Source organism: Enterobacter sp. EC_50, assembly GCF_019584525.1.
GTDB lineage: Bacteria > Pseudomonadota > Gammaproteobacteria > Enterobacterales > Enterobacteriaceae > Enterobacter > Enterobacter roggenkampii.
The window spans coordinates 20,918-34,262 of the sequence record NZ_VDAF01000009.1 but is presented as its reverse complement, the minus strand read 5'-3'; the positions used below and the strand labels follow the sequence as shown (position 1 = coordinate 34,262).

Sequence of the window (13,345 nt, the reverse complement as noted above, 5' to 3'; positions counted from 1 at the left end):
CAACACTTGTGACACGTGCGGCAGAACCCGGTAACACCTTCCTGACACAGGCCTAATGATGTTTACAGTAATGTAACCTTCCCGTAAAATGCCCGCACACTTTAAACGCCACCAGACTCCCGTGGAATTGAGGTCGTTAAATGAGACTCAGGAAATACAATAAAAGTTTGGGATGGTTGTCATTATTCGCAGGCACTGTATTACTCAGTGGCTGTGATTCTGCACTACTAGACCCCAAAGGACAGATTGGACTGGAACAACGTTCACTGATATTGACGGCTTTTGGCCTGATGTTGATTGTGGTTATTCCAGCCATTTTGATGGCTGTTGGTTTCGCCTGGAAGTATCGTGCGAGCAATAAAGATGCGAAGTATAGCCCGAACTGGTCACACTCCAACAAAGTGGAAGCTGTGGTCTGGACGGTACCTATCCTGATCATCCTGTTCCTTGCCGTACTGACCTGGAAAACCACTCACGCACTTGAGCCAAGCAAGCCGCTGGTTCACGATGAAAAACCGATTACCATTGAAGTGGTCTCCATGGACTGGAAATGGTTCTTCATCTATCCAGAGCAGGGCATTGCTACCGTGAATGAAATCGCCTTCCCGGCGAACACTCCGGTTCAGTTCAAAGTGACCTCCAACTCCGTAATGAACTCCTTCTTCATCCCGCGTCTGGGTAGCCAGATTTACGCGATGGCCGGTATGCAGACTAACCTGCATCTGATCGCGAATGAAGCAGGCACCTACGATGGTATCTCCGCCAGCTATAGCGGCCCGGGCTTCTCAGGTATGAAGTTCAAAGCTATTGCAACGCCAGACCGTGCCGCTTTCGACCAGTGGGTTGAAAAAGCGAAACAGTCTCCAAACACCATGTCTGACATGGCGGCGTTCGAAAAAGTGGCTGCACCTAGCGAATACAACAAGGTGGAGTACTTCTCTAACGTGAAGCCTGATTTGTTCAAAGACGTTATTGGCAAATTTATGGATCACGGCAAGAGCATGGACATGACCCAGCCAGAAGGCGAGCACAGCGCGCACGAAGGTATGGAAGGCATGGACATGAGCCACGCGGAAACCGCTCACTAAGGGGCCGAGGAAGAAAATGTTCGGAAAATTGACACTGGATGCAGTGCCCTACCATGAACCGATTATCATGGTTACGGTGGCTGCAATTATCATCGGTGGCGCGGCCTTAGTTGGCCTGATCACTTACTTCGGTAAGTGGAGCTACCTGTGGAATGAGTGGCTGACTTCGGTTGACCACAAAAAACTCGGTATCATGTACTGCATCGTCGGTATCGTCATGTTAATTCGTGGCTTTGCGGATGCGATCATGATGCGTAGCCAGCAGGCGCTCGCGTCTGCGGGTGAAGCCGGCTTCCTGCCACCGCACCACTACGATCAGATCTTTACCGCCCACGGCGTTATCATGATCTTCTTCGTGGCGATGCCGCTGGTTATCGGTCTGATGAACGTGGTCGTTCCGCTGCAAATCGGCGCGCGCGACGTTGCGTTCCCGTTCCTGAACAACCTGAGCTTCTGGTTCACCGTTGTCGGCGTTATTCTGGTTAACCTGTCACTGGGTGTGGGCGAATTCGCGCAGACCGGCTGGCTGGCTTACCCACCGCTGTCAGGAATTGAGTACAGCCCGGGCGTTGGCGTCGACTACTGGATTTGGGCGCTTCAGCTCTCCGGTGTCGGTACGACCCTGACCGGTATCAACTTCTTCGTGACCATTATCAAGATGCGTGCCCCTGGCATGACCATGTTCAAGATGCCGGTATTTACCTGGGCATCTCTGTGCGCCAACATCCTGATTATTGCGTCCTTCCCAATTCTGACTGTTACCATCGCGCTGCTGACCCTGGACCGCTACCTGGGCACCCATTTCTTCACGAACGATATGGGTGGCAACATGATGATGTACATCAACCTGATTTGGGCATGGGGTCACCCGGAAGTTTACATCCTGGTTCTGCCTGTCTTCGGTGTGTTCTCCGAAATCGCGGCAACCTTCTCGCGTAAACGTCTGTTTGGTTACACCTCTCTGGTGTGGGCAACCGTGTGTATTACCGTTCTGTCGTTCATCGTTTGGCTGCACCACTTCTTCACCATGGGTGCGGGCGCGAACGTAAACGCCTTCTTCGGTATTACCACCATGATTATCGCCATCCCGACCGGGGTGAAGATCTTCAACTGGCTGTTCACCATGTATCAGGGCCGTATCGTGTTCCACTCAGCAATGCTGTGGACCATCGGCTTCATCGTGACCTTCTCCGTAGGTGGGATGACCGGCGTACTGCTGGCGGTACCGGGTGCTGACTTCGTTCTGCACAACAGTCTGTTCCTGATTGCGCACTTCCATAACGTTATCATCGGTGGCGTGGTCTTCGGCTGCTTCGCTGGCGTAACCTACTGGTGGCCAAAAGCGTTCGGCTTCACGCTGAACGAAAAATGGGGTAAACGCGCGTTCTGGTTCTGGATCATCGGCTTCTTCGTCGCCTTTATGCCGCTGTACGTGCTGGGCTTCATGGGTATGACCCGTCGTCTGAGCCAGCAGATCGATCCGCAGTTCCACCCAATGCTGATGGTTGCAGCGGGCGGTGCCGTGCTGATTGCCTGTGGTATCGCGTCTCAGCTGATTCAGTTCTACGTGTCTATTCGCGACCGCGACCAGAACCGTGACCTGACCGGTGACCCATGGGGTGGCCGTACGCTGGAGTGGGCGACCTCTTCTCCACCGCCTTTCTATAACTTTGCCATCGTGCCTCAGGTTCATGAACGTGACGCATTCTGGGAAATGAAAGAAAAAGGTGAAGCGTACAAGCAACCTGCTCATTACGAAGAGATCCATATGCCGAAAAACAGCGGTGCGGGCATTGTCATTGCCGCCTTCGCAACGGTATTTGGTTTCGCAATGATCTGGCACATCTGGTGGATGGCGATTGTTGGCTTCGCCGGCATCGTAATCAGCTGGATTGTGAAGAGCTTTGACGAGGACGTGGACTACTACGTACCAGTCCGTGAAGTTGAAAAGCTGGAAAATCAGCATTTCGACGAGATTTCTAAAGCGGGGCTGAAAAATGGCAACTGATACTCTGGCGCACTCAACTGCCCACGCGCATGAACATGCGCACCACGATACAGGACCGACCAAAGTCTTCGGTTTCTGGATCTACCTGATGAGCGACTGCATTCTGTTCTGCTGTCTGTTCGCGACCTATGCCGTTCTGGTGAACGGCACAGCGGGCGGCCCGACCGGCAAGGACATCTTTGAACTGCCGTTCGTTCTGGTTGAAACCGCACTGCTGTTATTCAGCTCCATCACCTACGGCATGGCGGCTATCGCCATGTACAAAAACAACAAGAGCCAGGTTGTCTCCTGGCTGGCGTTGACCTGGCTGTTTGGTGCTGGATTTATCGGGATGGAAATCTATGAATTCCATCACCTGATCATGGAAGGCTTCGGCCCGGATCGCAGTGGCTTCCTGTCCGCGTTCTTCGCGCTGGTTGGCACCCACGGTCTGCACGTGACCTCCGGTCTGATCTGGATGGCAGTCCTGATGTTCCAGATCTCCCGTCGCGGCCTGACCAGTACTAACCGTACCCGTATCCTGTGCCTGAGCCTGTTCTGGCACTTCCTGGACGTGGTGTGGATCTGTGTGTTCTCTGTTGTCTATCTGATGGGGGCGATGTAATGAGTCATTCTAACGATCATGGCGCTTCCCACGGCAGCGTAAAAACCTACATGACAGGTTTCATCCTGTCGATCATCCTGACGGTGATCCCGTTCTGGATGGTGATGAGCGGTTCTGCGTCTAAGCCGGTTATCCTGGGTGCAATCCTGGTGACCGCGGTGATTCAGATTCTGGTGCATCTGGTTTGCTTCCTGCACATGAACACCAAGTCCGATGAAGGCTGGAACATGACCGCCTTTATCTTTACCGTGATTATCATCGCTATCCTGGTAGTCGGTTCCATCTGGATTATGTGGAACCTCAACTACAACATGATGGTTCACTAAGAGCGGCGAGTATGTTTAAGCAATACCTGCAAGTAACGAAACCAGGCATCATCTTTGGCAACCTGATCTCCGTGATCGGAGGGTTCCTGCTGGCCTCTAAGGGCAGCATTGATTACGCCCTCTTTATCTACACGCTGGTCGGTGTGTCACTGGTTGTTGCGTCCGGTTGTGTATTTAACAACTACATCGACATGGATATCGACAAGAAGATGGAAAGGACCAAAAATCGGGTGCTGGTGAAAGGCCTGATCGCCCCTTCTGTCTCGCTGGTGTACGCCACCTTGCTGGGTATTGCTGGCTTTATGCTGCTGTGGTTTGGTGCTAACCCGCTGGCCTGCTGGCTGGGGGTGATGGGGTTCGTGGTGTATGTGGGCATCTATAGCCTGTATATGAAACGTCACTCCGTCTACGGCACGCTGATTGGTTCTCTCTCCGGCGCTGCGCCGCCGGTGATTGGCTACTGCGCGGTCACGAACGAGTTCGACAGCGGTGCGCTGATCCTGCTGGCTATCTTTAGCCTGTGGCAGATGCCGCACTCCTATGCCATCGCGATTTTCCGCTTTAAGGATTATCAGGCAGCGAACATCCCGGTTCTGCCGGTCGTGAAGGGCATCTCCGTTGCCAAGAACCACATCACGCTGTACATCATCGCCTTTGCCGTGGCAACGCTGATGCTCTCTCTGGGTGGTTACGCCGGATACAAATATCTGGCGGTAGCGGCTGCGGTGAGCGTCTGGTGGCTCGGCATGGCGCTGCGCGGTTACAAAGTGGAAGATGACAAAGTCTGGGCGCGCAAGCTGTTTGTGTTCTCGATTGTGGCCATCACCTCGCTGTCCGTGATGATGTCCGTGGACTTCATGGTGCCAGATTCACATAACCTGCTGACTTACGTCTGGTAAGCCACGACAGGTAAATAAAGGGGTGCTTCGGCACCCTTTTTTATTCATAAAATCCATTAATAACGCATGTAATATTTGTTAAATAACCCTTTATTTACCCCGCCCCTTCCCCGCACTACACTATGGCCTGCTTTTGAACTGAGGTGGTAATGAACGATTATAAAATGACGCCAGGCGAGCTGCGCGCGACCTGGGGCTTAGGGACTGTCTTCTCGCTACGGATGCTTGGCATGTTTATGGTCCTGCCTGTTCTGACCACGTACGGTATGGCGCTGCAGGGGGCCAGCGAGGCGCTGATTGGCCTCGCCATTGGCATTTATGGTCTGGCGCAGGCGGTGTTCCAGATCCCGTTTGGCCTGCTCTCTGACCGGGTGGGCCGCAAACCGCTGATTGTCGGCGGGCTGCTGGTCTTTGTGCTCGGAAGCGTCATTGCCGCCCTCTCCCACTCCATCTGGGGGATTATTCTTGGCCGCGCCCTGCAGGGCTCCGGCGCGATTGCCGCCGCGGTGATGGCGCTGCTGTCAGACTTAACCCGCGAGCAGAACCGCACCAAAGCCATGGCCTTTATCGGCGTCAGCTTTGGCGTGACGTTTGCGATTGCGATGGTGCTGGGCCCGATAATCACCCATGCGCTCGGCCTGCACGCCCTGTTCTGGATGATTGCCGTGCTGGCGACCCTCGGCATTGCCTTAACCCTGTGGGTGGTGCCGGACAGCAAAAACCACGTCCTCAACCGTGAGTCGGGGATGGTTAAAGGCTGCTTCAGCAAGGTGATTGTCGAGCCGCGCCTGCTTAAGCTGAATTTTGGCATTATGTGCCTGCACATCCTGCTGATGTCGACCTTTGTTGCCCTGCCAGGCCAGCTTGCCGCAGCGGGTTTTCCGGCGGCTGAGCACTGGAAAATCTATCTGGTCACGATGTTGATTTCGTTTGTCTCCGTCGTGCCGTTCATCATCTACGCCGAAGTGAAGCGCAAAATGAAGCGCGTCTTCGTGGGCTGCGTGGCGCTCCTGCTGATTGCCGAGATCGTGCTCTGGGGCGCCGGCCCGCACTTCTGGGAACTGATCGCCGGGGTACAGCTGTTCTTCCTGGCGTTTAACCTGATGGAGGCCCTGCTGCCGTCGCTGATCAGCAAAGAGTCCCCCGCCGGTTACAAAGGCACGGCAATGGGCATTTACTCCACCAGCCAGTTCCTCGGCGTGGCGATCGGCGGCTCGCTTGGCGGCTGGGTCGACGGCCTGTTTGATTCACAAACCGTGTTTCTCGCGGGCGCGCTGCTGGCGACAGTCTGGCTGCTGGTTGCCGGCACCATGAAAGAGCCGCGCTACGTGAGCAGCCTGCGCGTAGAAATCCCGGATGATGTGGAGATTAGCGACGCGCTGAAACAGCGTCTGGAAGCAAAAGAAGGGGTCACGGAGGTGCTGATTGTTCCCGAAGAGCGCAGCGCTTACGTCAAAATTGACAGCAAGGTGACCAACCGCTTTGAGGTCGAGCAGGCGCTGAAAGCGTGAAAAAAAGCCCGGGTAAACCGGGCTTTTTATATTAGTCGCGGAAGTTTTTAAACTGGAACGGTTGTCCCAGATCGCCGCCGCGCACCAGCGCCATCACGGACTGCAGATCGTCGCGGGACTTACCGGTCACGCGAATTTCCTCGCCCTGGATCTGCGCCTGCACCTTCAGCTTGCTGTCTTTGATGAGCTTCACGATCTTCTTCTGCACCGCGCTCTCGATGCCCTGCTTCAGCTTCGCTTCAACAAACCACGTTTTGCCGCTGTGGACGAACTCTTCCGGCACGTCCAGGGAGGTCCCTTCGATGCCGCGCTTCAACAGCTTGGCGCGCAGAATGTCGAGCAGCTGATTCACCTGGAAATCAGACTCGCTCAGCACCTTAATGGTCTTATTTGCGTCGTTCAGCTCAAACGACGCCTCAACGCCACGAAAATCGAAACGTGACTCAACTTCGCGGGTTGCGTTCTCAACGCCGTTGCGAACTTCCTGGATATCAACTTCGGAAACAATATCGAAAGATGGCATCTTTTCTTCTCCCTTCACTTTTGTTGCGTTGCATAATACCCGCTACGAGGCATAACTCAACAGAAGCTTAGCTGTATAATTAAGCTGTAACACCTGGCGCAGTTGCAGGTGAGGAGGAACAATGAAAATTACGGTGCTCGGATGCGGAGCGCTTGGTCAGCTGTGGCTGACCGCACTGTGCAAGCACGGACATGAGGTTCAGGGCTGGCTGCGCGTGCCCCAGCCTTATTGCAGTGTAAACCTGATTGGTGAAGACGGAAGCATCTTTAACGAATCCCTCACCGCGAACGATCCTGATTTCCTGGCGCAAAGCGACCTTTTACTGGTGACGCTTAAAGCCTGGCAGGTCTCAGACGCGGTAAAAACGCTGGCCGCGCAGCTCCCCCCCACTTCGCCCATACTGCTGCTGCATAACGGCATGGGAACCCTGGATGAGCTGAAAAGCGTTCCGCAGCCCCTGCTGATGGCAACGACCACCCACGCTGCGCGCCGCGACGGCAACATCATCGTGCATGTCGCCAGCGGCGTGACGCACATCGGGCCTGCCAGAACGCAGGATGGGGACTACAGCTATCTTGCCGATGTGCTGCAGAAGGTGCTCCCGGACGTGGCCTGGCATAACCACATTCGCCCTCAACTCTGGCGCAAGCTGGCCGTTAACTGTGTGATCAACCCGCTGACGGCGCTGTGGAACTGCCCGAACGGTGAACTGAAAAACCATCCGCAGGAGGTGGCGTCCCTCTGTGCAGAAGTCGCGGCGGTCGTTGAGCGGGAAGGGCTGCATACCTCGGCAGACGATTTACGCTGTTATGTCGAGCAGGTTATTGAGAGTACAGCTGAGAACATCTCCTCGATGCTGCAGGATGTTCGGGCATTACGCCACACGGAGATCGACTACATTACGGGCTATCTGCTAAAACGCGCCCGCGCGCACGGCATCGCGGTGCCGGAAAACGCCCGTCTGTATGACCTGGTTAAACGTAAGGAGAGTGAATATGAGCGCGTCGGCACTGATCTGCCTCGCCCCTGGTAGCGAAGAGATGGAAGCGGTCACCACCATTGATCTGATGGTGCGCGGCGGCATTAAGGTCACCACCGCCAGCGTCGCCAGCGACGGTAATCTGGCAATCACCTGTTCACGCGGGGTGAAAATCCTTGCAGATGCACCGTTGGTACAGGTGGCTGACGGAGATTACGACATCATCGTGCTGCCCGGTGGGCTGAAGGGCACGGAATGTTTTCGTGACAGCCCGCTGCTGGTTGAGACCGTGCGTCAGTTCCATTTATCCGGCCGCATCGTCGCCGCCATTTGTGCCGCCGCCGGAACGGTTCTGGTTCCCCATGACATCTTCCTCATCGGCAATATGACCGGCTTCCCGGGGCTGAAAGACACCATTCCGGAAGATCAATGGGTGGACAAGCGCGTCGTCTGGGATCCCCGCGTCAACCTGCTGACCAGCCAGGGCCCAGGCACCGCGATTGATTTTGGCTTAAAGATTATCGACCTGCTGGTCGGGCGCGAGAAGGCGTACGAAGTGGCATCGTCACTGGTGATGCCGGCGGGGATTTATAATTACTATGAAGAGTAGTGCATAAAAAAAGCCGGGTGGCGGCTACGCCTTACCCGGCCTACAAATGCACGGTACCGTAGGCCCGGTAAGCGAAGCGCCACCGGGCGAGAAACTACGGACGATACACCTTCACATTGGCAAAGCCCTGCTCGCGCAGATACAGCGCCTGCAGGCGGCTCATCACCCCGCGCTCACACCACAGCAGGTACGTTTTGCTCTGGTCGAGGTCGCCAAACTTCGTGCTCAGCTTATAGAACGGCAGAGAAACCACTTCGACGCCATCCACCTGCAGCGGCTTGTCATCCTGCTCGTCAATGGAGCGGATATCCAGAATCGCGTCGTTCGCGCCGAAACCGCTCACGGTCTCCACTTCTACCACTTCCTGCTCGGTCTGCTGGGCGATCTCGCGGATATCAATGTTGGACGCTTCTTCCACCACTTTATCCAGAATGCTGAAATCGAAGTTCTCTTCTTCCGCTTCGATCTTCGCCTTCACCGCTTTGACGGTCGGGCTTTTTGAGATCACGCCACAGTATTCCGGCATGGTACGGGCAAAATCTTCGGTACCGATTTCGCGCGCCAGATCGATGATGTGCTCTTTATCATGGGAGATCAGCGGACGCAGGATCAGGGTATCAGACACGTTGTCGATCAGGCGCAGGTTGGTCAGCGTCTGGCTGGAGACCTGCCCCAGCGCTTCACCGGTGACCAGCGCCTGCACGCCGTAGCGTTCAGCCACTTTGGATGCCGCACGCACCATCATGCGCTTCAGGATGACGCCCATCTGGCCGTCGTCCACTTTCTCCAGAATCTCGCCGACCACCGGTTCGAAATTGATTGCCACGAAACGCACGCGGTGGGAGCTGCCGAAGCGGTTCCACAGGTAATGCGCCACCTGACGAACGCCGATTTCGTGCGCCGCGCCGCCCAGGTTGAAGAAGCAGTAGTGTACGCGGCAGCCGCGGCGCATCAGCATATAGCTGGAGACGCCGGAGTCGAAGCCGCCGGAGATCAGGGACAGAACATCTTCCTGAGTCCCGATTGGGAAGCCGCCAATACCTTCATAGCGGCCTTTCACCAACAGCAGGCGATCGTTTTCGATCTCCAGATTAACGGTCACGTCCGGGTTGGTCAGACGCACGCGCGCCGTCTCAACGTGCTGGTTCAAACCGCCGCCAACGTAACGTTCCACTTCAATGGAGCTGAATTCGTGCTTACCGCGACGCTTCACGCGCACGCAGAAGGTTTTGCCTTCGATCTGGTCGCGGTACTGGACCAGCGCTTTCTCGAAGATGTCGTGCATATCGCTGAACGGGACATCTTCCACTTCCAGGATATGGTGGATACCTGGAATACGGGTCAGCGCGTCGCGAATATCCTGACGTTTGTTTTCGTCTTTTGCACGGACCTCAACGTGGTCCCAGTGGCGCACCACGGCGAGGGTTTCGTCGTAGTGCTTTAAAACGTTACGAATGTTCCCGGTGAGAATTTTAATAAAGCGCAAACGCACAGATTGGCTTTTGATGGTGATTTCAGGGAACAATTTAATGATAAACTTCATGGCGGCAATGTTTCTTAGGCAAGCGTATTAAGGCTTGTAATGGAAAAGAGTACAGCAGCCCACACCCGTGGCTGCATCCAGGCGCGCAAGTATACCACCATCGCGCCGCTCCTGTGCACATTGCGCGTTATTTGATAATTGCCCTGAGTCCGTTACCATGTCGGGGCTGAGAATATAAGAGTCAATTCACTATGCCGAAGAAGAACGACGCACCGGCCAGTTTCGAAACTGCGCTGAGTGAACTGGAGCAAATCGTTACCCGTCTTGAGAGCGGCGATCTCCCGCTGGAAGAGGCGCTCAACGAATTCGAGCGCGGCGTGCAGCTGGCGCGCCAGGGGCAGGTCAAACTGCAGCAGGCCGAGCAGCGCGTGCAGATCCTGCTTTCCGACAGCGAAGACGCGAAAACTACGCCTTTCACACCGGACGCCGAGTAAATGGATTTTGCCAACGAGCTTCAGGCGCGCGTCGTGCGTGCCAACGACGCCCTGCGCCGATTTATTGCGCCACAGCCTTTTCAGAACACTCCTCTGGTTGAAGCCATGCACTATGGCGCACTCTTGGGTGGAAAGCGCCTGCGCCCGTTCCTGGTGTACGCCACCGGCAACATGTTTGGCATCAGCGATAACACGCTGGACGCCCCGGCAGCCGCCGTTGAGTGCATCCATGCCTACTCGCTGATCCACGACGATCTCCCGGCGATGGACGACGACGATTTGCGTCGGGGTCAACCCACCTGCCACATCAAGTTTGGCGAGGCGAATGCCATTCTGGCGGGTGATGCCCTGCAGACGCTGGCGTTCTCGATTCTGAGCGACGCGCCAATGGCCGAAGTGGCTGACCGTGACCGTCTGGCTATGATTTCCGAACTGGCCATGGCCAGCGGCGTGGCCGGCATGTGCGGCGGTCAGGCGCTGGATCTTGAAGCGGAAGGACGTCAGGTTAATCTGGAACAGCTGGAGCGTATTCATCGCCATAAAACCGGGGCATTGATTCGTTCCGCCGTTCGCCTGGGCGCGCTGAGCGCGGGTGAGCAAGGGCGCAAAGCCCTGCCGATTCTGGACAGATACGCAGAAAGTATCGGTCTGGCATTCCAGGTTCAGGATGACATTCTGGATGTGGTGGGCGATACTGCAACATTGGGTAAACGTCAGGGTGCGGACCAGCAGCTTGGCAAAAGTACCTACCCCGCCCTGCTGGGTCTTGAGCAAGCCCAACGTAAAGCCCGGGATCTGATTGACGATGCCCGCCAGTCGCTGAATGAACTGGCTGCGCAATCGCTGGATACCTCGGCACTGGAAGCGCTAGCGGACTATATAATCCAGCGTGATAAATAAACTATATATCTCGATGAGCCTTTGATGAGTTTTGATATTGCCAAATACCCGACACTGGCGTTAGTTGACTCCACCCAGGAGTTACGTCTGTTGCCGAAAGAGAGCCTGCCGAAGCTGTGCGACGAGCTGCGTCGCTACCTGCTCGACAGCGTAAGCCGCTCCAGCGGCCATTTCGCCTCCGGGCTTGGCACGGTAGAGCTGACCGTGGCGCTGCACTACGTCTATAACACGCCGTTCGATCAGCTCATCTGGGACGTGGGCCACCAGGCCTATCCGCACAAAATTCTGACCGGACGTCGCGATAAAATTGGCACTATTCGTCAGAAAGGTGGCCTGCATCCGTTCCCGTGGCGCGGTGAGAGCGAGTATGACGTGCTGAGCGTCGGCCATTCCTCCACTTCCATTTCTGCGGGCATCGGTATTGCCGTCGCCGCCGAGAAAGAGAACAAGCAGCGCCGCACCGTCTGCGTGATTGGCGACGGTGCCCTCACCGCGGGTATGGCCTTCGAAGCCATGAACCATGCGGGCGACATCAAGCCGGACATGCTGGTTATCCTCAACGATAACGAAATGTCGATTTCCGAGAACGTTGGCGCGCTGAACAACCATCTGGCGCAGCTGCTTTCCGGCAAGCTTTACTCCTCGCTGCGTGAAGGCGGTAAAAAAGTCTTCTCCGGCGTACCGCCGATCAAAGAGCTGCTTAAGCGTACCGAAGAGCACATCAAAGGCATGGTCGTGCCGGGTACCCTGTTTGAGGAGCTGGGCTTTAACTATATTGGCCCGGTTGACGGCCACGACGTACTGGGGCTGGTCACCACGCTCAAGAACATGCGCGACCTGAAAGGCCCGCAGTTCCTGCACATCATGACCAAAAAAGGGCGTGGCTACGAACCAGCGGAAAAAGATCCGATTACCTTCCACGCGGTACCGAAATTTGACCCGTCCAGCGGCTGTCTGCCGAAAAGCAGCGGCGGCATGCCGAGCTATTCAAAAATCTTCGGCGACTGGCTGTGCGAAACCGCCGCAAAAGACAACAAGCTGATGGCGATCACCCCGGCCATGCGCGAAGGCTCCGGCATGGTAGAGTTCTCTAAAAAATACCCTGACCAGTATTTCGACGTGGCCATTGCCGAGCAGCACGCGGTGACATTTGCAGCGGGTCTGGCGATCGGCGGCTACAAACCGGTTGTCGCTATCTATTCCACTTTCCTGCAGCGCGCCTACGATCAGGTGATCCACGACGTGGCGATCCAGAAGCTGCCGGTGCTGTTTGCTATCGATCGTGCGGGCATCGTCGGTGCCGACGGCCAGACGCACCAGGGCGCGTTTGACCTGTCGTTCCTGCGCTGCGTTCCGGATATGGTGATCATGACGCCAAGCGACGAGAACGAATGTCGGCAGATGCTGTTTACCGGCTACCATTATCAGGATGGACCAAGCGCCGTTCGCTATCCGCGCGGCAATGCGGTGGGCGTTGAGCTGCAGCCGCTGGAGAAGCTGGCGATCGGTAAAGGTCTGGTTAAACGTCGCGGTGAGAAAGTGGCGATCCTGAACTTCGGCACGCTGATGCCAGAGGCGGCGAAAGTAGCTGAAACGCTGAATGCTACCCTCGTGGATATGCGCTTTGTGAAGCCGCTCGACGAATCCCTGATCCTGAGTATGGCTGAGGCGCACGACGTGCTGGTCACGCTGGAAGAGAACGCGATTATGGGCGGTGCGGGCAGCGGCGTGAACGAGGTGCTGATGGCAAACCGTAAAGCCGTTCCGGTACTGAACCTCGGCCTGCCGGACTACTTCATCCCGCAAGGTACCCAGGACGAAGCCCGCGCGGCGATTGGCCTGGACGCTGCCGGTATCGAAGCTAAAATCCGCGCCTGGCTGGACTGATCCCTCCCCCCTTTTCCGCTCCTGCTATGCTTA

General features: G+C 56.0%; 13 protein-coding genes. 11 read left to right on the top strand and 2 right to left on the bottom strand.

The window, feature by feature from the left end:
• The first annotated feature begins 140 nt into the window (after positions 1 to 140).
• The 6 genes from cyoA (at position 141) to FHC48_RS09260 (ending at position 6,436) form a co-directional block, all read left to right on the top strand.
• A complete protein-coding gene (gene cyoA, locus FHC48_RS09285) occupies positions 141 to 1,088 on the top strand; it encodes a cytochrome o ubiquinol oxidase subunit II (RefSeq protein WP_008503322.1) in 948 nt (315 codons plus the stop codon).
• Between the two features lie 16 nt (positions 1,089 to 1,104).
• Positions 1,105 to 3,096 (top strand): cytochrome o ubiquinol oxidase subunit I, encoded by a 1,992-nt coding sequence (gene cyoB / locus FHC48_RS09280; RefSeq protein WP_008503323.1) that lies wholly within the window; start codon positions 1,105 to 1,107, stop codon positions 3,094 to 3,096.
• Positions 3,086 to 3,700: a cytochrome o ubiquinol oxidase subunit III gene (locus FHC48_RS09275; RefSeq protein ID WP_008503324.1), complete on the top strand. Its 615-nt coding sequence runs from the start codon at positions 3,086 to 3,088 to the stop codon at positions 3,698 to 3,700. The genes cyoB and FHC48_RS09275 overlap by 11 nt, the downstream gene beginning before the upstream one ends.
• Positions 3,700 to 4,026, top strand: coding sequence for a cytochrome o ubiquinol oxidase subunit IV (locus FHC48_RS09270; protein WP_006176899.1), 327 nt, complete (start codon positions 3,700 to 3,702; stop codon positions 4,024 to 4,026). Before FHC48_RS09275 ends, FHC48_RS09270 begins: the two co-directional genes overlap by 1 nt.
• An 11-nt stretch (positions 4,027 to 4,037) precedes the next feature.
• Positions 4,038 to 4,925 carry a heme o synthase gene (cyoE, locus tag FHC48_RS09265; RefSeq protein ID WP_008503325.1) on the top strand — a complete coding sequence of 296 codons (888 nt, stop codon included), beginning with the start codon at positions 4,038 to 4,040 and terminating at the stop codon, positions 4,923 to 4,925.
• Positions 4,926 to 5,074: 149 nt separating this feature from the next.
• Positions 5,075 to 6,436 carry an MFS transporter gene (locus FHC48_RS09260; RefSeq protein ID WP_008503326.1) on the top strand — a complete coding sequence of 454 codons (1,362 nt, stop codon included), beginning with the start codon at positions 5,075 to 5,077 and terminating at the stop codon, positions 6,434 to 6,436.
• 31 nt (positions 6,437 to 6,467) lie between these two features.
• Here the strand turns inward: FHC48_RS09260 and FHC48_RS09255 are convergent, their stop codons facing one another.
• Complete coding sequence (locus FHC48_RS09255) at positions 6,468 to 6,959, bottom strand: YajQ family cyclic di-GMP-binding protein (RefSeq protein WP_008503327.1); 492 nt, start codon at positions 6,957 to 6,959, stop codon at positions 6,468 to 6,470.
• Positions 6,960 to 7,080: 121 nt separating this feature from the next.
• Between FHC48_RS09255 and panE the strand changes: the two genes are divergently transcribed.
• A complete protein-coding gene (gene panE, locus FHC48_RS09250) occupies positions 7,081 to 7,992 on the top strand; it encodes a 2-dehydropantoate 2-reductase (RefSeq protein ID WP_008503328.1) in 912 nt (303 codons plus the stop codon).
• On the top strand, positions 7,955 to 8,548 hold the full coding sequence (gene yajL, locus FHC48_RS09245) for a protein deglycase YajL (RefSeq protein WP_220418775.1): 594 nt from the start codon (positions 7,955 to 7,957) through the stop codon (positions 8,546 to 8,548). Before panE ends, yajL begins: the two co-directional genes overlap by 38 nt.
• 94 nt (positions 8,549 to 8,642) lie before the next feature.
• Here the strand turns inward: yajL and thiI are convergent, their stop codons facing one another.
• Positions 8,643 to 10,091, bottom strand: a complete 1,449-nt coding sequence (gene thiI, locus FHC48_RS09240; protein WP_021241661.1) for a tRNA uracil 4-sulfurtransferase ThiI — start codon at positions 10,089 to 10,091, stop codon at positions 8,643 to 8,645.
• Between the two features lie 191 nt (positions 10,092 to 10,282).
• Between thiI and xseB the strand changes: the two genes are divergently transcribed.
• From xseB to dxs, 3 genes are read left to right on the top strand one after another with little or no spacing between them, the layout of a single operon-like run.
• Entirely contained in the window at positions 10,283 to 10,525 is a 243-nt protein-coding gene (xseB, locus tag FHC48_RS09235) for an exodeoxyribonuclease VII small subunit (protein WP_008503331.1), read from the top strand.
• On the top strand, positions 10,526 to 11,425 hold the full coding sequence (ispA, locus tag FHC48_RS09230; protein WP_008503332.1) for a (2E,6E)-farnesyl diphosphate synthase: 900 nt from the start codon (positions 10,526 to 10,528) through the stop codon (positions 11,423 to 11,425).
• A 24-nt stretch (positions 11,426 to 11,449) separates the two neighbouring features.
• The gene (gene dxs, locus FHC48_RS09225) at positions 11,450 to 13,312 is read left to right on the top strand and encodes a 1-deoxy-D-xylulose-5-phosphate synthase (protein WP_059363270.1); all 1,863 of its coding nucleotides are present in this window, start codon (positions 11,450 to 11,452) and stop codon (positions 13,310 to 13,312) included.
• The last annotated feature ends 33 nt before the right edge of the window (positions 13,313 to 13,345 follow it).

Bases quoted from the DNA above. Each gene is read 5' to 3' on its own strand.
- cyoA (WP_008503322.1), top strand. From the start codon at position 141: ATGAGACTCAGGAAATACAATAAAAGTTTGGGATGGTTGTCATTATTC.
- cyoB (WP_008503323.1), top strand. From the start codon at position 1,105: ATGTTCGGAAAATTGACACTGGATGCAGTGCCCTACCATGAACCGATT.
- FHC48_RS09275 (WP_008503324.1), top strand. From the start codon at position 3,086: ATGGCAACTGATACTCTGGCGCACTCAACTGCCCACGCGCATGAACAT.
- FHC48_RS09270 (WP_006176899.1), top strand. From the start codon at position 3,700: ATGAGTCATTCTAACGATCATGGCGCTTCCCACGGCAGCGTAAAAACC.
- cyoE (WP_008503325.1), top strand. From the start codon at position 4,038: ATGTTTAAGCAATACCTGCAAGTAACGAAACCAGGCATCATCTTTGGC.
- FHC48_RS09260 (WP_008503326.1), top strand. From the start codon at position 5,075: ATGAACGATTATAAAATGACGCCAGGCGAGCTGCGCGCGACCTGGGGC.
- FHC48_RS09255 (WP_008503327.1), bottom strand. From the start codon at position 6,959: ATGCCATCTTTCGATATTGTTTCCGAAGTTGATATCCAGGAAGTTCGC.
- panE (WP_008503328.1), top strand. From the start codon at position 7,081: ATGAAAATTACGGTGCTCGGATGCGGAGCGCTTGGTCAGCTGTGGCTG.
- yajL (WP_220418775.1), top strand. From the start codon at position 7,955: ATGAGCGCGTCGGCACTGATCTGCCTCGCCCCTGGTAGCGAAGAGATG.
- thiI (WP_021241661.1), bottom strand. From the start codon at position 10,091: ATGAAGTTTATCATTAAATTGTTCCCTGAAATCACCATCAAAAGCCAA.
- xseB (WP_008503331.1), top strand. From the start codon at position 10,283: ATGCCGAAGAAGAACGACGCACCGGCCAGTTTCGAAACTGCGCTGAGT.
- ispA (WP_008503332.1), top strand. From the start codon at position 10,526: ATGGATTTTGCCAACGAGCTTCAGGCGCGCGTCGTGCGTGCCAACGAC.
- dxs (WP_059363270.1), top strand. From the start codon at position 11,450: ATGAGTTTTGATATTGCCAAATACCCGACACTGGCGTTAGTTGACTCC.